General features: G+C 64.1%; 19 protein-coding genes. 15 read left to right on the forward strand and 4 right to left on the reverse strand.

Annotated elements, in window-relative coordinates; translation table 11 throughout:
- Window positions 1-2: 2 nt before the first annotated feature.
- The 7 genes from E7681_RS16110 (at window position 3) to E7681_RS16140 (ending at window position 8,969) form a co-directional block, all read left to right on the forward strand.
- Entirely contained in the window at window positions 3-869 is an 867-nt protein-coding gene (locus E7681_RS16110; RefSeq protein ID WP_246032513.1) for a DMT family transporter, read from the forward strand.
- 51 nt (window positions 870-920) lie between these two features.
- On the forward strand, window positions 921-1,829 hold the full coding sequence (era, locus tag E7681_RS16115; RefSeq protein WP_136340291.1) for a GTPase Era: 909 nt from the start codon (window positions 921-923) through the stop codon (window positions 1,827-1,829).
- Window positions 1,830-2,176: 347 nt separating this feature from the next.
- A complete protein-coding gene (locus E7681_RS16120; protein WP_136340292.1) occupies window positions 2,177-3,148 on the forward strand; it encodes an ABC transporter permease in 972 nt (323 codons plus the stop codon).
- 44 nt (window positions 3,149-3,192) lie between these two features.
- Window positions 3,193-4,182, forward strand: a complete 990-nt coding sequence (locus tag E7681_RS16125) for a sugar ABC transporter substrate-binding protein (protein ID WP_136340293.1) — start codon at window positions 3,193-3,195, stop codon at window positions 4,180-4,182.
- A gap of 61 nt (window positions 4,183-4,243) precedes the next feature.
- Entirely contained in the window at window positions 4,244-6,376 is a 2,133-nt protein-coding gene (locus tag E7681_RS16130; protein WP_136340294.1) for an ABC transporter permease, read from the forward strand.
- On the forward strand, window positions 6,373-7,464 hold the full coding sequence (locus E7681_RS16135) for an SMP-30/gluconolactonase/LRE family protein (protein ID WP_136340295.1): 1,092 nt from the start codon (window positions 6,373-6,375) through the stop codon (window positions 7,462-7,464). Before E7681_RS16130 ends, E7681_RS16135 begins: the two co-directional genes overlap by 4 nt.
- A complete protein-coding gene (locus E7681_RS16140) occupies window positions 7,461-8,969 on the forward strand; it encodes a sugar ABC transporter ATP-binding protein (RefSeq protein ID WP_136340296.1) in 1,509 nt (502 codons plus the stop codon). The genes E7681_RS16135 and E7681_RS16140 overlap by 4 nt, the downstream gene beginning before the upstream one ends.
- Window positions 8,970-8,972: 3 nt before the next feature.
- On the opposite strand, the gene E7681_RS16145 is transcribed toward E7681_RS16140, so the two are convergent.
- A complete protein-coding gene (locus tag E7681_RS16145; protein ID WP_136340297.1) occupies window positions 8,973-9,872 on the reverse strand; it encodes an endonuclease/exonuclease/phosphatase family protein in 900 nt (299 codons plus the stop codon).
- Between the two features lie 22 nt (window positions 9,873-9,894).
- Window positions 9,895-11,250, reverse strand: coding sequence for an oxygen-independent coproporphyrinogen III oxidase (gene hemN / locus E7681_RS16150; RefSeq protein ID WP_136340298.1), 1,356 nt, complete (start codon window positions 11,248-11,250; stop codon window positions 9,895-9,897).
- Between the two features lie 67 nt (window positions 11,251-11,317).
- On the opposite strand from hemN, the gene fnrL reads away from it, so the two are divergent.
- Window positions 11,318-12,064, forward strand: coding sequence for a transcriptional regulator FnrL (fnrL, locus tag E7681_RS16155; protein WP_136340299.1), 747 nt, complete (start codon window positions 11,318-11,320; stop codon window positions 12,062-12,064).
- A gap of 212 nt (window positions 12,065-12,276) precedes the next feature.
- Here the strand turns inward: fnrL and E7681_RS16160 are convergent, their stop codons facing one another.
- Window positions 12,277-13,116, reverse strand: coding sequence for a universal stress protein (locus E7681_RS16160; RefSeq protein ID WP_136340300.1), 840 nt, complete (start codon window positions 13,114-13,116; stop codon window positions 12,277-12,279).
- Between the two features lie 203 nt (window positions 13,117-13,319).
- Here E7681_RS16160 and ccoN point away from each other — a divergent pair, with 203 nt between their 5' ends.
- From ccoN to ccoP, 4 genes are read left to right on the forward strand one after another with little or no spacing between them, the layout of a single operon-like run.
- A complete protein-coding gene (gene ccoN, locus E7681_RS16165; RefSeq protein ID WP_136340301.1) occupies window positions 13,320-14,921 on the forward strand; it encodes a cytochrome-c oxidase, cbb3-type subunit I in 1,602 nt (533 codons plus the stop codon).
- A gap of 13 nt (window positions 14,922-14,934) precedes the next feature.
- On the forward strand, window positions 14,935-15,663 hold the full coding sequence (ccoO, locus tag E7681_RS16170) for a cytochrome-c oxidase, cbb3-type subunit II (protein ID WP_136340302.1): 729 nt from the start codon (window positions 14,935-14,937) through the stop codon (window positions 15,661-15,663).
- Between the two features lie 15 nt (window positions 15,664-15,678).
- The gene (locus tag E7681_RS16175; protein ID WP_136340303.1) at window positions 15,679-15,870 is read left to right on the forward strand and encodes a cbb3-type cytochrome c oxidase subunit 3; all 192 of its coding nucleotides are present in this window, start codon (window positions 15,679-15,681) and stop codon (window positions 15,868-15,870) included.
- Window positions 15,871-15,873: 3 nt separating this feature from the next.
- Window positions 15,874-16,740, forward strand: coding sequence for a cytochrome-c oxidase, cbb3-type subunit III (gene ccoP, locus E7681_RS16180; protein ID WP_136340304.1), 867 nt, complete (start codon window positions 15,874-15,876; stop codon window positions 16,738-16,740).
- Between the two features lie 132 nt (window positions 16,741-16,872).
- Here ccoP and E7681_RS16185 read toward each other — a convergent pair whose 3' ends face one another.
- Window positions 16,873-17,562, reverse strand: a complete 690-nt coding sequence (locus tag E7681_RS16185) for a DUF2270 domain-containing protein (RefSeq protein ID WP_246032514.1) — start codon at window positions 17,560-17,562, stop codon at window positions 16,873-16,875.
- 222 nt (window positions 17,563-17,784) lie between these two features.
- On the opposite strand from E7681_RS16185, the gene ccoG reads away from it, so the two are divergent.
- Genes ccoG through E7681_RS16200 form a run of 3 tightly spaced genes read left to right on the forward strand, consistent with a single transcriptional unit; the run spans window position 17,785 to window position 21,910 of the window.
- Window positions 17,785-19,224: a cytochrome c oxidase accessory protein CcoG gene (gene ccoG, locus E7681_RS16190; protein WP_136340305.1), complete on the forward strand. Its 1,440-nt coding sequence runs from the start codon at window positions 17,785-17,787 to the stop codon at window positions 19,222-19,224.
- On the forward strand, window positions 19,224-19,682 hold the full coding sequence (locus tag E7681_RS16195; protein ID WP_211089811.1) for a FixH family protein: 459 nt from the start codon (window positions 19,224-19,226) through the stop codon (window positions 19,680-19,682). The genes ccoG and E7681_RS16195 overlap by 1 nt, the downstream gene beginning before the upstream one ends.
- A gap of 41 nt (window positions 19,683-19,723) precedes the next feature.
- Window positions 19,724-21,910 (forward strand): heavy metal translocating P-type ATPase, encoded by a 2,187-nt coding sequence (locus E7681_RS16200; protein WP_136340307.1) that lies wholly within the window; start codon window positions 19,724-19,726, stop codon window positions 21,908-21,910.
- The last annotated feature ends 5 nt before the right edge of the window (window positions 21,911-21,915 follow it).

Here is a 21,915-nt window from a genome sequence, read left to right on the forward strand (position 1 = left end):
CCTTGGATAAGGCGAACCTGCGCGGCGCGGCGTTCATGGTCTTGGCCATGGCCGCCTTTGCCATCGAGGACATGCTGTACAAGGCCGCCAGCCAAAGCTTTCCGGCGGGGCTGGCGCTGATCCTGTTCGGCGCGCAGGGGACGGTGCTGTTCGCCGCGCTGTCGGTGCTGCGGCGCGAACGCATCCTGCACCCCGCGATCCTGACCCGACCCCTGCTGATCCGAACCGGGTTCGAGCTGGGCGGGCGGCTGTTCTACGCATTGGCGCTGGCGCTGACGCCGCTGGCCAGCACGTCCTCGATCCTGCAGGCGACGCCGCTGGTGGTGGCGCTGGGGGCGGTGGTCGTCTTTGGCGAAACGGTGGGCTGGCGGCGCTGGTTGGCGATGTCGGTCGGCTTTGCCGGGGTGCTGCTGATCCTGCGCCCGACGCCGGACAGTTTCGAGCCCTACTCTCTGTTCGCCGTGCTGGGCATGATCGGTTTTGCCGGGCGCGATCTGGCCACCCGTGCCAGCCCGGCAAGCATGTCGATGGCGCAACTGGGGACGCTGGGCTTTGGGGTGGTGACGCTGGCAGGGATCGTGCTGGCCGTCTATGCGCAAGAGGCGCCGGTGCTGCCGCCGCTGCCCGTGGCGCTGAAGCTGGCCGGTGCTGCTGGGGTTGGCGTTCTGGCCTACGGCGCGCTGACGCAAGCGATGCGGACCGGCCAGATCGGATTCGTCGCCCCGTTCCGCTACACCAGGCTGGTTTTTGCGCTGATCCTGGCCGTTCTTGTCTTCGGCGAGCGACCGGACCAGTTGACGCTGATCGGCGGGGCTGTGATCGTGGGAAGCGGGCTGTACTCGTTGCTGCGCCAGCGCAAAGCGGGCTAGCAGTCGGCCCGGATTTCCGATATGGCCCATGGCCTACAAAGGAGAATATCGATGACCACGCGCGCGGGCTTTGTTGCCTTGATCGGAGAGCCGAACGCCGGCAAATCCACGCTGACCAACCGCATGGTGGGGGCGAAGGTCTCGATCGTGACGCATAAGGTGCAGACCACGCGCGCCCGCATCCGTGGGGTGGCGCTGCAGGGCGAGGCGCAGATCGTCTTTGTCGACACGCCCGGCCTGTTCACCCCACGCCGCCGTCTGGACCGCGCCATGGTCGCCGCCGCATGGGGCGGGGCCGCGGATGCCGATGTCGTCGTGCTGCTGGTCGAGGCGCACCGGGGCATCACCGAAGGGGTCGAGCACATCCTTGAGGGGCTGGCCGATCTGGGCAAGGGACGCCGCATCGCGCTGGCCATCAACAAGATCGACCGCGTCAAGGCCGAGGTGCTGCTGGCGCTGTCGCAGAAGCTGAACGAGCGATTCCCGTTCGAGAAGACCTTCATGATCTCGGCCGAGCGTGGGCACGGCGTCGAGGATATGAAGGAGTGGCTGGGCCGCGAAATGCCCGAAGGGCCGTGGCTGTACCCCGAAGACCAGATCGCCGACTTGCCGATGCGCATGATCGCGGCCGAGATCACCCGCGAAAAACTGACCCTGCGCCTGCATCAGGAACTGCCCTATCAGCTGACCGTCGAGACCGAGCACTGGGAAGAGCGCAAGGACGGCTCGGCCCGGATCGACCAGGTGGTTTACGTCAGCCGCGACGGGCACAAGGGCATCGTGCTGGGCAACAAGGGCGCCACGATCAAAGCCGTCAGCCAGGCCGCGCGGCAAGAGCTTGAGGAGTTCCTGGGTCGCCGTATCCACTTGTTCCTGCAGGTAAAAGTCCGCGAAAACTGGCAGGAAGAGGCCGAGCGCTATTCCGAAATGGGGCTGGAGTTCCGCGACGGGAATTCCTGATCCGGCGCTCTCCGCCCGACGCAAATTTCTTTCAAAGAAATTTGTCCGGAAAACGGATCGTTTTCCGCGCCCCTTGGCATTTGTACCGCCAAAGGGTTGGGTATTATTGTTGCGTCGCATCGCATTCCTGATTGCGAATATTAGCGTCACGCATTGCCTGCATTGAAATTGTTCATGTGATTTTCCCTTCGCCATAGGCAATCTTTTGTCCACATGGAGGAAACCCAGCCGCGCAATTCGTGAGGTGAACCCGCTACCACCCCCGTCAGACGGGGCGTGACGCCGGAGCACCCCTGTCAGCTTTGTGGCTGAACCCCTGATCCTTTGGGTCAGGGAAAGGAGGACGTGTGCCTAAAATCGAGTTTTCGCAGCAGCTGATCGTCGCGGTCGTTTTCGTTCTGCTGTTTGGCGGGCTTTCGTTGTTCCTGCCGGGGTTCTTTCACCTGGAGAACATGATCGCCCTGCTGCAGAGCGTGGCGATTCTGGGGATTTTGGGGCTGGGCATGGCGGTGATCGTCATTGGCCGGGGTGTCGATCTGTCGATGATTGCGGCGCTGGCCATCCCTTCGGCGCTGACCTTGCAGCTGGCGACCAGCGGCGTGTCGCCTGTTCTGGCGGTTGCGGCGGGCTTTGCCTTGGCGGCGGCGTTCGGGGCGGTGAATGGCTGGCTGATCGCCTATGCCGAGGTGCCGCCGCTGTTCGCGACCTTGGCCTCGGGGCTGTTTCTGGCGGGGATGGGGCAGGCGTGGTTCTTCTCGATCGAGTCGGTGCCGCTGCCGGATGCCCTCGAGGGGCTGCGGGTGCTGGGGCGCGGGCAGACGGCGGGGCTGCCGAATTCGGTGCTGTTGCTGCTGATCATGAGCGTTCTGGTCTGGATCTACCTGCGCAAGCTCAAACTGGGCGCGTTCACCTATGCGATGGGCGACAACCCCCGTGGCGCACGTATGGCTGGGCTGCCGGTGCGGCCGATGGTGGTGCTGCAATACATGATGTCGGCGATGATCGCGGCCTTTGCGGGGCTGATCATGGCCAGCTCGGTCGGCTCGATGTCGACGCGGATTTTCAACTCGACCTGGATTTACGACGTGATCCTGGTGGTCGTGCTGGGCGGGATCGGCCTGTCGGGCGGGCGCGGCGGCGTCACCAACGTGCTGATCGGCACGGCGCTGATCGGGACGCTGCTGAACGGGCTGACGATCATGGATGTCAGTTTCCCGGTGCAAAACCTGGTCAAGGGCTTCGTGCTGCTGGCAGCCATCGTGATCGATTCCATCGCCAACCCGCGCAACGAGGAAACCGCGCAACAGGGCGATATCTGACGCTTTTCTGGGTGCCGCAGAGCACCGCCAATGGGAGGAAGACCATGAAAAACCTGATGAAATCCCTGCTTTTGGGCGCAACCTTGCTGGCCGCGCCCCATGCCATGGCCAAGGAAATCACCGAGCCGTTCCGCGAAGGCTATATCGCCTCGCTGAAGGGCAAGACGGTGGCGTTCCTGCCGGGCGCGATGGCGATGGACCTGGCGATTGGCTGGCTGGGCGCGCTGAAGTCCGAGCTGGAGCCGCAGGGCGTCAACATCATCGTGCGCGACCCGAACTTCTCGGTTCAGGCGGGCGCGCAGGCGTTCACCCAGCTGCTGGCCGAAAAGCCCGACGTGATCGTCGTGCATAACCCGGACGTGACCACCTATGCCAAGCTGATCAAGCAGGCCGAGGCGCAGGGCATCTTGATCGTGCAGGTCAACATGTCGTCGCTGACCCCCTCGACCGCCTATGTCGGCGTGGACTGGGTGGAAATGGGCGCGATCCAGGCGCAGCACGTGGTGGATGCGTGCGGCGGCAAGGGCAAGATCGCCATCGTGCAGGGCGACCTGACCGCGGCGGCTTCGGCCTATACCATGTCGGGGATCAACGCGGTTCTGGCCAACAATGCGGGCATCGAGGTGGTGTCGAACCAGTCGGCCGGCTGGCAGTCGGACAAGGCCAAGTCGATCACCCAGACCGTACTGAAACAGCACCCCGACCTGTGCGGCGTCATCGGTTTCTGGGACAACATGGACACCGGCACCGCGGCTGCGGTCGATGAGGCGGGCCTGCGCGATCAGGTCTACGTGGCGACCTCGGGCGGCGGTGAAACCCGTGCTGCCTGCGATATGGTCAGCTCGGGCGCTTATGATCTGAACGTGGTCTACAACGTGCCGAACCAGGGCGCGAACCTGGCCTCGACCATCAAGTACTTGCTGTCGGCGGGGATCAAGCCGGGCCAGATCAGCGGCCAGATGTACACCACGCTGACGCCTGTCACCTCGGCTAATGCCGGTGACGAAGGCGTTTGCTGGACGATGAAGCAATAACCACTCCCAGGGGGCGGGGCGGCCTGCGTGCCGCCCTGGCCACAATCAAGAAGAGACCCTGATGACCCTGCCAAACGAGTCCCTCGTTCGTTTGCGGTATCGCCTATGGCCCGATCACGTCATTGGCGAGCTGCTGTCCAAACCCTGGATGGAGACCGCGATCCCCGTTCTGGTGATGATCCTGGTGTTCTGGGGGATGGCCTGGATGGTGCCCAGCCTGACGGACACCGGGCAACTGGCCGTGATTGCCCGCGATCTGGGCGAGACGGGTTTCGTGGTGCTGGGTCTGGCCATCGTCATCATGGCGGGCGGGGTGGATTTGTCCGTCGGCTCGATCTTTGCGCTGACCAACCTTGTGGCGCTGCTGCTGATGCACAAGCTGGAATGGTCGGCCCCGCCGGCGATTGCGGTGACGATCCTGTCGGGCATGGCGCTGGGGGCGGTCAACGGGGTGCTGATCGGCTATGTGCGGCTGCGGGCGTTTCTGACGACGCTGATCACGCTGATCATTTTCCGCGCGGTCTATTCGCTGGCGATTGCCGAGTATTCGATGGATATCGCCATGTCGCTGCCCGACAGCACGACTTGGGATTTTCTGGGCATGGGGCTGGTCTGGGGCGTGCCGGTCAACGTGTGGCTGTTCGCGGTCGTGGCCCTGTTCCTGCACATCCTGCTGACGCGCCTGCGCCCCGGCTGGCACCTGATCGCCATCGGCGGGTCGCGCCGGGCGGCCTATAACGCGGGCATCGCGGTGCCGTTCACGATCATGCTGACCTATGTTGCCTCGGGCGGGTTCACGGCGATTGCGGCGGTGTTTTTCTCGTCCAAGCTGGCCTCGACCGGGTCCGATATCGGGCTGGGGCTGGAGGTGACGGCCCTGACCGCCGCCGTGCTGGGCGGTATCTCGCTGGGCGGGGGGCGCGGGTCGGTGACCAAGGCGGTCGTCGGTCTGGCCATCGTGCTGGTGGTGACGAACGGGATGACGGCCTCGGGCGCGTCGGGCGGGGCGATCCGTATGGCGCTGGCGGGCATTCTGGTGCTGGCCGCCGTGTTCGACATCCGCTGGGTCAAGAACCGCCACCGGATCATCGCGTCGGTCTATGTCTCGCCGGATTACCTGTACCTGCCCAAGCCGCCCTCGTGCGAGCCGGCGCCGGGCAATGTCTGGAGCGTCAACGACAAGCTGCGCGCGGTCGAGGTGATCGGCCTGGGCGAGGTCGAAGGCCCCGAGGACGTCATTCTGGATCGCAACGACAACCTGTATTCCGGATCGCGCCACGGTGATATCGTGCGGTTCCTGGCGCCCGACTACACCAAGTGGGAGATTTTCGCCCATATCGGCGGCCAGCCCTTGGGCATGGCTTTTGACAAGGACGACAACCTGTGCGTCTGCGTCGGCGGGATGGGCCTGTACATGGTGCGCCCCGATGGCGAGGTGGTGAAGCTGACGGACGAGACCAACCGCTCGCTCACCTCGGTGAACGATGACAGCCGGTTGCGGCTGGCGGACGATCTGGACATCGCGCATGACGGGCGGATCTATTTTTCCGAGGCGACGCGGCGCTACGAGATGAGCGAATACGCCGTGGACGCGCTGGAAAGCCGCCATTCGGGCCGGATCATCTGCTACGATCCGCGCGATGGGTCCACCAAGACCGAGATCGACAACCTGTTGTTCCCCAACGGGATTTCGATGTGCGACGACAACCAGAGCTTTTTGTTCGCGCAGACCTCGGCGGCGTCGATCAGCCGGTATTGGTTCGACGGGCCCAAGAAGGGCACGATCGAGGTGCTGCTGGATAACCTGCCGGGCTATCCGGACAACATCAACAAGGCGTCCGACGGGAATTACTGGGTGGCGCTGGTGGGGATGCGCGGCCCGGCGCTGGACCTGGCGATGCGGATGCCCGGTTTCCGCAAGCGGATGACGCGCCGCCTGCCGTTCGACGAATGGATGTTCCCCAACATCAACAACGGCTGCGTGTTCAAGATCGACCTGACCGGCAAGGTGCTGGAAACGCTGTGGGATCCACAGGGGGTGAACCACCCGATGATCACCTCGATGCGGGAACACAAGGGCTGGCTGTACCTGGGCGGGCTGTCGAACAACCGGATCGGGCGCTACCGGCTGCCCGAGGGCGAAGGCGCACCGGACTATGTGCATTACGAACGCCGCTGGGGGAAAAAGGCATGATCGCGTTCTTCAAGGGACTGAGCGACCGTTTCCTGGGGCGCGGAGATGCGGCCGTCACCGTGCCGGTGTTCGACGGGGTGCTGCGGCCGAACCGTCTGCTGGATGATGGTGTGCTGTGGGCGCGGCTGGAGGCGCCGGGTGATCTGGCCTGTGACGACACGGGCCTGTGGGCCAGCGACGGCAACCGCGTGCTGCGGATTGATCCGGCGCAACAGGGCACGACCGAAGAACTGGTGCTGGACGGCACCATCACTGCGCTGGCCCGGTTCAAGGGCGGCTTCGCGGTGGCGCTGGACGGCAACCGGGTCGAGGTGCATGGCGGCGCACTGGACGGGCACAGCTGGAAGGCGGCGGACAAACGCGCCTTTGTTGCGATCAACAGCCTGACGGCGGATGGCGACACGCTGTTGGCCACGGATGCCAGCGCCCATAACGCCCCCGCGAATTGGCAGCGTGATCTGCTGGAGCGGCGCAGCTCGGGCCGGGTGTTGCGGCTGGGCGTTGACGGCGTTCAGATGCTGGCAAGCGGACTGAGCCATGCCTTTGGCGCGGTGCCCGTCGGCGATGCCGTCTGGGTGTCCGAAAGCTGGCGGCACCGCGTTGTCTCGGTCCTTGGGGCGGGGCATGTGCAGCCGGTGTTGAACCGGTTGCCCGGCTATCCCTCGCGTCTGGCCCCGGCGGACGGGGGCGGGATCTGGCTGTCGGTCTTTGCCTGCCGCACGCAGTTGGTCGAGTTCGTGCTGCGCGAAAAGGGCTACCGCGAGGCGATGATGGCCTCGATGCCGCCGAACCTGTGGGTCGCGCCGCAACTGGTGCCGCCGCAATCGTTTCTGGAACCGTTGCAGGGCGGGGCGATCAAGCAGATGGGCGTTCTGAAACCCTGGGCACCGCCGCGCAGCTATGGGCTGGTGCTGCGGCTGAACGAGGCGGGCAAGGTGCTGTACTCGCTGCACAGCCGGGTGGACGGCACGCATCACGGCATCACCGCGATCCACGACCACGGCGGCGCGCTGTGGGTGGTGTCGCACGGGGCGGGCGGCGTGTTGCGCCTGGACCCCTCGGAAATCGCCAGGAGGGCGGGGGAATGAGCCAGCAGCCAATCATCGAGATGCGTGACATCACCGTCCGCTACGGCAGTGCGGTGGCCATCGACGGGGTCAGCTTTGACCTGCGCGCCGGCGAAATCCATGCCCTGCTGGGCGAGAACGGTGCTGGCAAATCGACCCTGACGAAATCCATGGCGGGCGTGGTGCATCCGGCCGAGGGGCAGATCCTGCTGGACGGCCAGCCGATCGCGCCCGGCTCTCCGAAAGAGGCGCTGCATCTGGGCATCGCGATGGTGTTCCAGGAAACCAGCCTGGTGCCGACGATGACCGTGGGCCAGAACCTGTTTCTGGGGCAGGAAAAGATGTTCAACCGCCTGCGCGGGGTCAATATCGCGGCGCAGCAGTTCCTGCAGTCGCTGAACTTCGACGTGAATCCGACGGCAACGGTGGACATGCTGGGCGCGGCCAAGCGGCAGATGGTGGAAATTGCCCGGGCCGTGCTGCACAAGGTGCGCGTCATCGTCTTTGACGAACCCACCGCGACGCTGACGCCCGAGGAAAAGCAGCACTTTTTCGCGCTGGTGAAGGATCTGAAAAAGCGCGGCGTCTCGGTCGTGTTCATCTCGCACGCGCTGGAGGAGGCGCTGGCCATCGCCGACCGCATCACCGTGCTGCGCGACGCCAAACACGTGCTGACCAAACCCGCGCAAGAGCTGGACCGCGAGGCGATCGTCAAGGCGATGATCGGGCGCGACCTGTCGAACACGTTCTACGGCCACAAGCGCGGCGACGAGGACTCCGTTCGCCACGAAGGCAAGCGCGTGCTGTCGGTGCAGAACCTGCGGATGGCGGGGATCGTGCAGAACACCTCGTTCTCGATCTTCGCGGGGCAGGTGACGGGCGTGTTCGGGCTGGTGGGCGCGGGGCGGACCGAGACGTTCAAGATCGTCTCGGGGGCGCTGAAACGCAATTGGCTGCACGGCGGCGAGATCGAGCTGAACGGCCACAAGGTGCGCTATCGCACGCCGGCCCCGGCGATCCGCGACGGCATCGCCTATGTCACCGAGGACCGCAAGGTCGAGGGGTTCTTTGAAACCATGAGCCCGGCGCGGAACATCCATGTCGGCCAACTGGCGAAAGAGCCGTTCTGGAAGATGTGGGTCAGCCGCAAGGCCGAGCGCATTCTGGGCCAGAAATGGAGCGAGGCGCTGAACATCAAGGCGGTGTCGCGCGACGTGAAGGTGATCGAGCTGTCAGGCGGCAACCAGCAGAAGGTGGTGATCGCCAAATCGCTGGTGCAGGAACCCGAGCTGATCATCTTCGACGAACCGACACGCGGCGTGGACGTGGGCGCGATTGCGGAAATCCACCAGCTTATCAATCGCTTGGCGGACGAGGGGAACGCGGTTGTCGTGATCTCCTCTTACCTGCCCGAAGTGCTGGCCCTGTCCGACCGCATTCTGGTCGCGCGTCAGGGCAAGGTGGTCGAGGAGTTCACCGCACGCGAGGCGGACGAGAAAAAGATCATGTACGCGGCGATCCACTAGCGGCTAGAGGCCCGGAAACTCGATCACCACGGCGGCGTGGTCGCTGGCGTGGGGGCGGTGATGTCCGACCTGCGGCAGATGCGGACCGGGGTTGCGGTGGGTCTCGAGGCTCATGCCTTCGCGGACGATTTCGGGGCGCGCGTCGGGAAAGCGGCGGGCCAGCGCGGGGCTGGCCAGCATCGCGTCGGGGCGGCCATACAGATGCGTGTGCGGGTTGTGCCAGGACCAACGTTCGGGCTGCGGAAGGCGCGCGATCAGGTCGACCGCGATTTCCTCGAGCAGGGCGACGACGCGGGGGCGGTCGGGGCTGCGGACGGGCTCGTTCAGGTCGCCGATGATCAGCCACAGATCGTTCGGGTCTTGCGAGCGGGTGACGAGGTGGCGCAGCGCCGTCGCCTCGGACCGGCGAATGTCCCAGGTGCGCTGGGTTTCGGGGTAGGGGGCCTTCAGGTGGCAGACGAACAGCGTCAGCGGCCCGATGCCCAGCCGCAACACGTCGCGGCGAAAGACCGGCTGGTCCGGCTCGGGCAGGGGCAGGCCCAGCGAGGCGGGGGTTTCCTGTGCGTGGCTTTGCGGGGCATGCAGGGGGACGCGCGACATCACGGCGACGTCCAGCCCGCGCCCGTCATTGCCCGGCAGGCACAGCCGATGGGGGTAGGACACGCCAAGCGGGGCCAGATAGGCGTCGTGGAAATGGTCCAGCGTGGCCTGATCGAACACTTCTTGCAGGGCGATCACATCGGCATTGGTGTCGCGGATCACCTGTGCGCTTAGGCGTCGGTCGTCGGGGTCCAGTGAGCGGGCGGCGTCGCCCAGATCCTCGGGCACGTCGCTGTCGCGGGCCCCGTCCAGATGGGACCCGCGCAAGCGCATGTTCTGCAGGTTGAAGGTGGCGATCCGCATTGTCCGCCCCCCTTTGTTCGCCTCAGATGGCCGAGGAATGCCCGGCCTTGCTGAGATCGTAGGCGTCGAACGCCCGTGCGATCATCCGCGTCAGTGGCCGCGCCTCGGGCGGGATGTAAAGCCCCTCTGCCGTCCGTTCCAGCACCCCCTCAAAGGTGGTTTCGGCCCCTTTGTACATGTCGTTCAGCTGGGGCTGGGACAGCTTGAAGGTCTCGCGCAGCTCGGCATCAGTGGTGGCGAAATCGCACATCAGCATCTCGATGATCCGCGAGCGCAGCTTGTCCTCGGCCGTGAAGGTGTGGCCCCGGTGTGTCGAGAACCGACCGTCGCGGATGGCGGCGGTGTGGGCGCCGGTGCTGGCGTGGTTCTGGGCATAGCCCTGCGGGAACCGCGAAATCGCCGAGGCACCGATGCCGACCAGCACCTCGGAGGTGTCGTCGGTATAGCCCTGGAAATTGCGGCGCAGACGGCCGGTTTTCTGGGCGATGGACAGCCCGTCGGACTGGGTGGCGAAGTGGTCGATGCCGATCTCGGCGTAACCGTCCCAGACGAACAGGCGGCGGGCGGTTTCGAACAGGTCCAGACGTTCCTGCGGGGTGGGCAGCGCGTCTGAGGGGATCATCTGCTGGCGCTTGGCCATCCACGGCACGTGCGCGTAACCATAAAGCGCAACGCGATCCGGGTTCAGCGACAACAGTTTCTGCACGCTTTCTGTTATGCGTTCGCGCGACTGGTGCGGCAGGCCGTACAGGATGTCGGCGTTCAGGCTGTAGACGCCATGCGCGCGGATCGCCTCGATCGCGTCGCGGGTCACGTCATAGCCTTGCAGACGGCCGATGGTTTTCTGGATTTCCTCGTCGAAATCCTGAACTCCGATCGAGGCGCGGTTCATGCCGCCCGCCGCCAGCGCCGAAAGGCGGGCGTCGTCGATCTCGTTCGGGTCGATTTCAACCGAAAATTCGTAATTCTGGGCGAAGGGCGCAACGTCCGAAATCGCCTCGATCAGGTCCGTCATCATGCCCGCGGACAGCAAAGTCGGCGTTCCACCGCCCCAATGCAGGCGGTTCAGCGTCACGCCTTCGGGCAAATCGCGCTTCAGCAGGGCCAGTTCGGCCTTCAGCGTCTCGACATAGGCGCGGACGGGAGATTCGCTTTGCGTGCCTTGGGTGCGGCAGGCACAGAACCAGCACAACCGGCGACAAAAGGGCACATGCAAATAAAGAGATATGTCCGAGCCGGGGGTTATACCCTTGATCCAGCTAGAGAAATCATCGCCAGTGACATTATTTGAGAAGTGCGGCGCCGTTGGGTAACTCGTGTAGCGAGGTACCTTGGCGTCGAACAGACCCAGTTTTGCGAGTTGCGTTTTCGTTTCCATGCGCTTAGCCTTTAGGGGAAACAGGATGGGTCCTCCTTGACCCAGATCAAGCGCGCGACGGACCACTATGCTTCAGGACGAGACTCTGGCTCACAACCACCATTGTGGGGACTGCCCTATTCGCCACAGGGCTGTATGTGCACGCTGTGAAAGCACGGAACTGGAGCGGCTGGAAGAGATCAAGTACTACCGCAGCTTCGAGGCCGGGCAGACCGTGATCTGGTCGGGTGACAAGATGGATTTCGTCGGCTCGGTCGTGTCCGGCATCGCCACGCTGACCCAGACGATGGAGGACGGGCGCACCCAGATGGTGGGGCTTTTGCTGCCGTCCGATTTCGTGGGCCGGCCGGGTCGCGAAGGGTCCGCCTATGATGTCGTGGCGACGACTGACCTGGTAATGTGTTGTTTTCGCAAGAAACCTTTCGAGCAGATGATGGAGCGCACCCCGCATATCGCGCAACGCCTGCTGGAAATGACGCTGGACGAACTGGACGCCGCGCGCGAATGGATGCTGGTGCTGGGCCGCAAGACCGCCCGCGAAAAGATCGCGTCGCTGCTGTCGATCATCGCGCGGCGCGATGCGACGCTGAACCTGCAACCGGCCCGCGGCGCGCTGGTGTTCGACCTGCCGCTGACCCGCGAGGCGATGGCGGATTACCTGGGCCTGACGCTGGAAACGGTCAGCCGCCAGATCTCGGCGCTGAAACGCGACGGGGTGATCCAGCTGGAAGGCAAGCGTCACGTGACCGTGCCCGACTTCAGCCGTCTGATGGAAGAGGCCGGGGACGACGCCGACGGCGGGATGTTCGCCTAAGTCCAATTCGTCGGCGGGCATGAGTCCAGCCGGCATTTGGGACGGTGGTGTAACGATCCGTTCACCTGGAGAATTGTAAGAAAACGGCCGGAAATCGTACAATGATTCCCGGCCGTTTTTCATGCCCAACCCAAAGGAAGGCCCGCCGCGGGGGGGGGCGGGCCTTGATCCGGACCGGGAAGCCTACACAGAACGCTCCGGTCTGGACGCGATCAGTGCGCCATCAGCACGGGGATCTGGGCTTGCTCCAGCATGTAGCGGGTGGCACCGCCCAGGATCGCCTCGCGGAACCGCGAGTGACCATAAGCGCCCATGACGATCAGCTCGGCCTCGGTGTCGGTGGCGTGGCGCAGCAGCACGTCCGAGACGCGCGGCAGGGTTTTCGACAGAACGTCGATCTCGGCGCGGACACCCTGACGGGCCAGGTATTGCGACAGCAGGCCGCCCGGATCCGAGCGGTTCGGCCCATGCGCCGGCGGGTCGATCACGACGACGCGGACATTGTCGGCGGATTGCAGCAGCGGCATGGCGGCGCGGACGGCGGCCAGCGCCTCGTTGCTTTCGTTCCAGGCGACGGTGATGTTCTTGGGTGCGGCAGGCATCTGGGTGCCGTCGGGCAGAATCAACGCGGGCACCTTGCCTTCGAACAGGGCCGATTCCATCACCGGCTCCATCTCGGCGCCGTGGCCCTTGCCGTAGGGCTGCGGCATCACGACCAGATCCGAGAACCGCGCGTGGGCGGCCACGTGGCGGCCGATGTCGGCCAGCTGCGACACACCCATGTCGGCGCCCCAGCGAATCTCGGACTTACCAAGGCTGTCCTTGACGGTTTTCTCGATCTCCTGCGCCTCTTCCTGGGCGCGGGTGATGGTTTCCTGCAGCACCATCGCGTTGGCGCCAGCGTAGTAATAGCCCGTCTGGGTCCGGTCGACGCCCATGCACAGAACGTCGAAATGGGCATCCCAGGCAGAAGCGAGGGCAACGCCCTGCTGCAGCACGGGCGAAACGAACTTGGTGTCAGTCAACACCGTGAAAATGCTCTTGTAAGCCATGGATATCTCCCATCCGCATATGACCGCTCTGAGATCACACTAAACTGCGGTTTTTCGCAGCACTTTGACCCGTGTCAAAAAATCGAAAAGGGGGGTTTGATACAGATCAATGCAGCGCCGGCTATCCGAAAGCATTAAACGGCCAGTCTGGAACCGCTCGCGCGGCATTCGAATCGTGCGGGAACAAGACGAAGGGACGCAAAATGGTAAATTACATCAAGCTGATCGCGCTTGGTCTGGTCACGCTTCTGGCGTTGATCGCGGCCAACTATGCGCGTGACGTGGCATATTTGGTGAACGCGGTAACGGTGGCCCTGGCCGCCGCGGTCGCGTTCCTGTTCGTGCTGCGCGGCACTGGCGAAGCCAGCAAGACCGCGCCGCAAAATGAATATCTCGACGGCGTCGTGCGCGCTGGCGTGATCGCAACCGCCCTGTGGGGCGTTGTCGGCTTCCTGGCCGGGACCTTTATCGCATTCCAGCTCGCCTTCCCCGAGCTGAACTTCGATTGGGCCTTTGGCTACATGAACTTCGGCAAGCTGCGGCCGCTGCACACCTCGGCCGTGATTTTCGCATTCGGCGGCAACGCGCTGATCGCCACCTCGTTCTACGTCGTGCAGCGGACCTCGGCTGCGCGCCTGTGGGGCGGCAACCTGGCGTGGTTCGTGTTCTGGGGCTACCAGCTGTTCATCGTGCTGGCGGCGACCGGGTACATCCTGGGCGCAACCCAGTCGAAAGAATACGCCGAGCCGGAATGGTACGTTGACCTGTGGCTGACCATCGTTTGGGTCGCTTACCTTGCTGTCTTCGTCGGAACCATCGTCAAGCGTAAAGAGCCGCACATCTACGTGGCAAACTGGTTCTACCTGTCGTTCATCATCACCGTGGCCATGCTGCACCTGATGAACAACCTGTCGATCCCGGTCTCGGTCTTTGGGTCGAAGTCGGTTCAGGTGTTCGCAGGCGTGCAGGACGCGATGACCCAGTGGTGGTACGGCCACAACGCCGTGGGCTTCTTCCTGACCGCGGGCTTCCTGGGCATGATGTACTACTTCGTGCCGAAACAGGCCGAGCGCCCCGTCTACTCGTACAAGCTGTCGATCATCCACTTCTGGGCGCTGATCTTCATCTACATCTGGGCCGGTCCGCACCACCTGCACTACACCGCGCTGCCTGACTGGGCCTCGACCCTGGGCATGGTGTTCTCGGTCGTGCTGTGGATGCCGTCGTGGGGTGGTATGATCAACGGTCTGATGACCCTGTCGGGTGCATGGGACAAGCTGCGCACCGACCCGATCATCCGTATGATGGTGATCTCGATCGGCTTCTACGGCATGTCGACCTTCGAAGGTCCGATGATGTCGATCCGCGCCGTGAACTCGCTGTCGCACTACACTGACTGGACCATCGGTCACGTGCACTCGGGTGCGCTGGGCTGGAACGGCATGATCACCTTCGGCGCGCTGTACTTCCTGGTGCCCAAACTGTGGAACCGTGAGCGTATCTACTCGCTGTCGCTGGTTTCCTGGCACTTCTGGTTGGCCACCATCGGCATCATCCTGTACGCGGCATCCATGTGGGTGACCGGCATCATGGAAGGCCTGATGTGGCGCGAAGTCGATGCAAACGGTTTCCTTGTGAACTCGTTCGCTGACACCGTGGCAGCCAAGTTCCCGATGTATGTGGTGCGCGGCACCGGCGGTATCATGTTCCTGCTGGGTGCAATCATCATGTGCTACAACCTGTTCATGACCGTGAAGAAGTCGCCGGCTGTGGAAGCCAAGAACCACCTGGTTCCGGCTGAGTAAGGAGACCACGACAATGGCAATTCTTGATAAACACGCGATCCTCGAGAAGAACGTTACCCTTCTCACGATCTTTGCCTTCCTTGTGGTCACCATCGGCGGCATCGTGCAGATCGCACCGCTGTTCTGGCTGGAAAACACCATCGAGGACGTAGAGGGCATGCGCCCCTACACCCCGCTGGAGCTGGCCGGGCGCGATGTCTACCTGCGCGAAGGCTGCTATGTCTGCCACAGCCAGATGATCCGCCCGATGCGCGACGAAGTCGAGCGTTACGGCCACTACTCGCTGGCAGCGGAGTCGCAATACGACCACCCGTTCCAGTGGGGTTCGAAGCGTACCGGGCCTGACCTGGCACGCGTCGGCGGCCGCTACTCGGACGCATGGCACGTTGACCACCTGCGTGACCCGCAGTCGGTTGTGCCCGAATCCGTGATGCCGAAATACGGCCATCTGGAGAAGCGTCTGATCGACGGCAAGTACATCCAGGACGAACTGAAGACGAACCGTCTGGTTGGTGTCCCGTACACCGACGAGATGATCGAGAACGCTCAGGCCGACTTTGCGGCCCAGATCGATCCCGATGGCGACTTCGACGGTCTGGTGGAACGCTATGGTGACAAGGTGCAGGTGCGCAACTTCGACGGCCAGCCGGGTATCTCGGAAGCCGACGCTCTGGTCGCATATCTGCAGATGCTGGGCACGCTGGTTGATTTCTCGACCTTCACCCCGGACGCGAGCCGGTAAGGGGAGGGGACCATTATGGAAACCTACTCGATCCTCAGAGAGTTCGCGGACAGCTGGATGCTGATTGCTCTGTTTGCCTTCTTTATCGGGGTGGTGGTCTTCGCCTTCCGTCCCGGTTCCTCGAAGGTCTACAGCGACGTCGCAAACATCCCGTTCCGGCATGAAGACAAACCCGCCGTTCGCGGTGGCGACGCCAAGGAGGCGTGAGAAATGGCTAAAAAACCAAACCAAACCAAAGACGTGGGCACGACCGGCCACGAGTGGGATGGCATCGAAGAGCTGAACACCCCTCTGCCGCGTTGGTGGCTGTGGACCTTCTATGCCTGTATCGTGTGGGGCGTGATCTACACGATCGCCTATCCCGCATGGCCGCTGGTCAATGGCGCAACCGCCGGCTTCCTGGGCTGGTCCACCCGTGGTGACGTGGCAGCGGAAATCTCTGCCAACGAAGCCAAGCTGGGCCCGATCAACGCGAAGCTGGCCGCGGCCGAGCTGACCGAGATCTCGGCTGACGCAGAGCTGCAAGGCTATGCCGTGTCGGCAGGTGCCGCCGTGTTCAAAACCTGGTGCGCACAGTGCCACGGTTCGGGCGCTGCCGGTGCAGCCGGCTATCCGAACCTGCTGGACGATGACTGGCTGTGGGGTGGCGATATCGAAACCATCCACACCACCATCACCCACGGTATCCGCAGCGCGGATGACGAGGACACCCGGATTTCGGACATGCCCGCCTTCGGCAAGGACGAACTGCTGGAAAAAGAGCAGATCGAACAGGTCGTGAACTACGTCATGTCGCTGTCGGGCACCGCTCAGGACGCAGCCCTGGTTGAAGAAGGCGCTGTCGTCTTCGCCGACAACTGCGCCTCCTGCCACGGTGACGATGCGACCGGCGGTCGTGATCTGGGCGCGCCCAACCTGAGCGATGCGATCTGGCTGTTCGGCGGCTCGTACGACGCGATCAAGGAGACGGTCGTCAATTCCCGTAAAGGCGTGATGCCGAACTGGAACACCCGTCTGTCCGAAGCGCAGATCCGCGCTGTGTCGGCTTACGTCCACCAGCTGGGTGGCGGCGAGTAATTCGCCAAAAGAATACCCTGGGGCGTTTCCCGCGCCCCAGGGTGGCACCGGCCCTTCCGTCCTGTTCGCGCGTTTCCTGGAAGGCCGGTGCCAATTATTTTACAAGTTCACGAATAATCAACCCCTCAACGGTTATCCCATCGAGCTGTCCGTGCGCCGTCCAAGCGCGCGGTTTTTGTCATTCTGGCCGCTCCAGATCGCGATCCCGGCCCAGGTGATCATGTAAACCACCCCGACGGTAACGATTGCCTCGCCGGGCAGGGGGCCGACATCGGCGCGGCGGAACGCTTGTTCCAGATTTTCGACCGGGGTGGGGTGGACGGCCAGTTTTCCGGCAAAGGCCAGCGACTGAATCATCAATATCCACAGATAGTTACGCCGGATGCGTCGCCCGATCGCCGTCATCATCGAGACGTGGTAGCGCGGGCGCATGTAGTCGTCGGCCAAGGTTTTTTGCCAGTTGTCCTCCATGTGGAGGTTCCCGTCGTGCAGCATGGGCGCGTAGAAATGCGTCTCCATCCAGCGGGCGCGGGCGCGCCAGACGTTGAAATAGCGATAGCGGCGCGCCTCTTGCATCAGGAAAAAGATGATCAGCACCCCGACCAGTACCAATGGCAGCGGCGAGGCATCGGGCGAGGCAAAGGAAATCGACAGCGCCACGCCCAGCGTGACCACGGCCCAGTTGGTGGTGGTGTCCAACCGCGTGCGCCAGATGGTCGAGCGGTAGACCTCGCCGCGGTAGAGGTGCGCGATGGCGGTGATTTCGGATGAATTGAGTGTTGTACGCTCTTCGGTGGCGGTTTGTGCCGCGTTTTGGGCCACGATGTTCCCCCGTGCCTTATGTTTCTCCTGCTCCGCTGAAAACTATGGCACGGTCCGGGGCCAGCGGTCAAAACTTACGCAATCGCGGGATGTTGCGTCTGCTGCGGGCGCTGCGGTGCCGAATAGATGCGTTAAAAATACAGATTTGATGCAGGTCAAAGCCCACCCCCCCAATCCCTGAAAAAAGGGCGGCAACCCGTATCAATTTTCCGGAGTGATTCCGTGTCGCAAACCGAACCCGAAGCCCCCCAGAGCCTGTACGCCGCCCGCGAGCCGATTTTTCCGCGCCGCGTGAAGGGCAAGTTCCGCAATCTGAAGTGGCTGATCATGATCGTGACGCTGGGCATCTATTACCTGACGCCCTGGATCCGCTGGGACCGTGGCCCGGCGCTGCCCGATCAGGCCGTTCTGGTGGACCTGGGCAACCGGCGCTTTTTCTTCTTCATGATCGAAATCTGGCCGCACGAGTTCTATTTCGTCGCCGGCCTGCTGGTGATGGCGGGCCTGGGGCTGTTCCTGTTCACCTCGGCCCTGGGGCGCGTGTGGTGCGGTTATGCCTGCCCGCAAACGGTGTGGACGGACCTGTTCATCCTGGTTGAACGCTGGATCGAGGGCGACCGCAACGCGCGCCTGCGTCTGCACCGCCAAAAGAAGATGGATTTCCGCAAGGCCCGGCTGCGGCTGGAGAAATGGTCGGCCTGGTTGCTGATCTCGGTCGCGACGGGCGGGGCCTGGGTATTCTATTTCACCGACGCGCCGACGCTGCTGGTGGACCTGTTCACGCTGAACGCCCACCCGATCGCCTATTCGACGATCGTGGTGATGACGCTGACCACCTTTATCTTTGGCGGTTTCGCCCGCGAACAGATCTGCATCTACGCCTGCCCGTGGCCGCGGATTCAGGCCGCCATGCTGGACGAAGACTCTCTGGTGGTGGGCTATCGCAGCTGGCGCGGTGAACCGCGTGGCAAGGCCCGCAAGCAAGAGGAAAACGCCGAGCAGGGCGATTGCATCGACTGCATGGCCTGCGTGAACGTCTGCCCGGTGGGGATCGACATCCGCAACGGCCAGCAGCTGGAATGCATCACCTGCGCGCTGTGCATCGACGCCTGTGACGAGATCATGGACAAGATCGGCAAGCCGCGCGGCCTGATCGACTATATGGCGCTGACCGACGAAGCGGCCGAGCGTGCGGGCAACCCGCCCAAGTCGATCTGGAAGCACATCTTCCGCCCGCGCACGATCCTGTATACCAGCCTGTGGACGCTGGTCGGCGTCGGCCTGGTCGTGGCGCTGTTCATGCGAACGGAAATCGACCTGACGGTCGCCCCCGTGCGCAACCCGGTGTTCGTGACGCTGTCGGATGGCTCGATCCGCAACACCTATGACGTGCGCCTGCGCAACAAGCATGGCGAGGACCGCCCGTTCCGGATCTCGGTCAAGGGTGATCCGGCGCTGCGCGTCCAGCTGGAAGGCACGCCTTATGCCACCACCGACGTGCCCGCCGACACAATGAAGCTGCAACGCGTCTACGTGATCGCGCCCAAGGGATCGAACCCGGCGACGCATGAGCGTACCGATATCCGCATCTGGGTCGAGGACAACTCGACCGGGGATCGCGCCTACAAGGACACCGTGTTCCACGGAAAGGAAAACAACTGATGGCACAGCGCCAGATCACCGGGCGGCAGGTCTTTATCGGATTTGCCGCCGCCTTTGGACTGATCATCGCGGTAAACGTCTTCATGGCCGTCAAGGCCGTGAAGACTTTCCCCGGTCTGGAGGTCGCGAATTCCTACGTCGCCAGCCAGGAGTTCGACAAACGCAAGGCCGCGCAAGAGGCCCTGGGCTGGAGCATCAACGCCGAGCATAAGGACGGCCTGCTGCGTCTGGCCATCACCGACCCCGCCGGCCAGCCCGTCCGCCCCAAGGAGCTGCGCGCCATCGTCGGCCGCACCACCGAGGCCAGCGATGACGTGGAACCCGCTTTTGCCTATAATGGCACCGCCTTCGAAGCCCCGATGGAGCTGGGCGGCGGCCGCTGGATCATCCGACTGGAGGCGATTGCCGAGGACGGAACCGAGTTCATCCAGCGCCTGAACCTGCACGTCGTCAAGTAACCCACCCCCTCAACCCGGCATCAACTGGAAAGACCCCATCCATGACCGCCACCATGCGTCCCACCCCCTCGGCCTGTCCTGCCTGTTCCGCGGCCCCCGCCGCCGAGGCAATGGCCCAGATGGACGCCCCCAAGGAGGCGCGGATCGCGCTGTCCGTGCCTGCCGTGCACTGCGCGGCCTGTATCTCGACCGTCGAAAGTGAACTGGCCAAGGTGCCCGGCGTGCAATCCGCCCGGGTGAACCTGACGCTGAAGCGCGCCCAGATCGAGGCCGATCCCAGCGTGATGCCGGACGACCTGATCGGCGCGCTGGAGCGCGTCGGCTATGAAGCGTTCGAGCTGGACGCGGGCGCGCTGGCGGCGACGCAGACCGACAAGGCGGGCCGCGACCTGCTGATGCGGCTGGCGGTGGCGGGGTTCGCCTCGATGAACGTGATGCTGCTGTCGGTGTCGGTCTGGGCCGGCGCCGAGGACGCAACGCGCGACATGTTCCACTGGATCTCGGCGGCGATCACGCTGCCGACCATCGCGTTTTCCGGCGTGCCCTTCTTCAAAAGCGCCTGGGGCGCACTGAAGCACAAGCGCCTGAACATGGATGTGCCGATCGTGCTGGCGATCTCGCTGGCGCTGGTCACCTCGCTTTGGGAAACCAGCCTGTCGGGGCACCACGCCTATTTCGACGCCGCGCTGACGCTGACGTTCTTTCTGCTGGCGGGGCGTTATCTGGACTACCGGACCCGCGCGATTGCGCGATCCGCAGCCGAGGAACTGGCCGCGCTGGAAGTGCCGCGCGCCATCCTGATCCGCAACGGCGAGGAAAAACAGGTGCCAGTGGCCGAGGTTTCGGTCGGCGACATGATCCTTGTGCGCCCCGGCGGACGGATGCCGGTGGACGGTGAAATCGTCGAAGGCATGAGCGAGATCGACCGCTCGCTGCTGACCGGGGAAACCGTGCCGGTGGTGGCGCAGCCGGGGCAGGGTGTGTCCGCCGGGGAGGTCAACCTGACCGGCCCGCTGGTGATCCGGGCAACGGCGGTGGGCAAGGATACCTCGCTTCATCGCATGGCCGATCTGGTGGCCATCGCGGAATCCGGGCGCTCGCGCTATACCTCGCTGGCGGATAGCGCGGCGAAACTCTATGCGCCGGGGGTACATATCCTGTCGGCGCTCAGCTTTGTCGGCTGGTGGCTCTATACCTACGACACCCGCACCGCGCTGAACATCGCGGCGGCGGTGCTGATCATCACCTGCCCCTGCGCGCTGGGTCTGGCGGTTCCGGCGGTGACGACGGCGGCCTCGGGGCGGCTGTTCCGCAAGGGGATGCTGATCAAACACGCCACGGCGCTGGAACGTCTGGCACAGGTCGACACGGTGGTCTTTGACAAGACCGGCACGCTGACGGCGGGCACGCCCGAGCTGACCAACCTGGGCGATCACACCACCCGCGACATGGAGATCGCGCTGGCGCTGGCCGAGGGCTCCTCTCACCCGCTGTCGATGTCCCTGAGCAAGGCCGCGCGCGAGGCCGGCGTGAAACCGGCGCGCGTCGATGACATCCGCGAAGTGCCCGGCTATGGCACCGAGGGCAGCTGGAAAGGCACCCGCGTGCGCCTGGGCCGTGCGGCCTGGGTCGGCGCCGAATCCCGTGCCGAAACCGCGGCATGGCTGGCCGTGGGCGGTGATGCCCCGGTCGCCTTCACCTTCACCGACCGGCTGCGCGCTGGCGCCGAAGAGGCGGTGAAATCGCTGCTCGACGCGGGCAAGGACGTGATCCTGATCTCGGGCGACGCCACCCGCGCGGTCGAAGCATTGGCCAACCGCCTGGGCATCCGCCAATGGATGGCCGAGGCACTGCCCACCGACAAGGCCGCCCGCATCAAGGCGCTGTCGGATCAGGGCAAACATGTGCTGATGGTGGGGGACGGGCTGAACGACACCGCCGCGCTGGCCGCAGCGCATGTCTCGATCTCTCCGGCCTCGGCGCTGGACGCCGCGCGCGTGGCCTCGGACATCGTGCTGCTGGGTAGCGACCTGAGCCCGATCAACGAGGCACTGGACACCGCGAAATCTGCCACCCGCCGCATCCGCGAAAACTTCCAGATCGCCACGGCCTATAACGTGATCGCCGTGCCGATCGCGGTGATCGGTCTGGCAACCCCGCTGGTGGCGGCCTTGGCTATGTCCACGAGTTCCATTATCGTGTCCCTGAACGCATTGCGCCTGAGGTAAGCCCG

Origin of the sequence: Thalassobius vesicularis (assembly GCF_004799325.1) — a bacterium.
GTDB classification, from domain to species: domain Bacteria; phylum Pseudomonadota; class Alphaproteobacteria; order Rhodobacterales; family Rhodobacteraceae; genus Thalassobius; species Thalassobius vesicularis.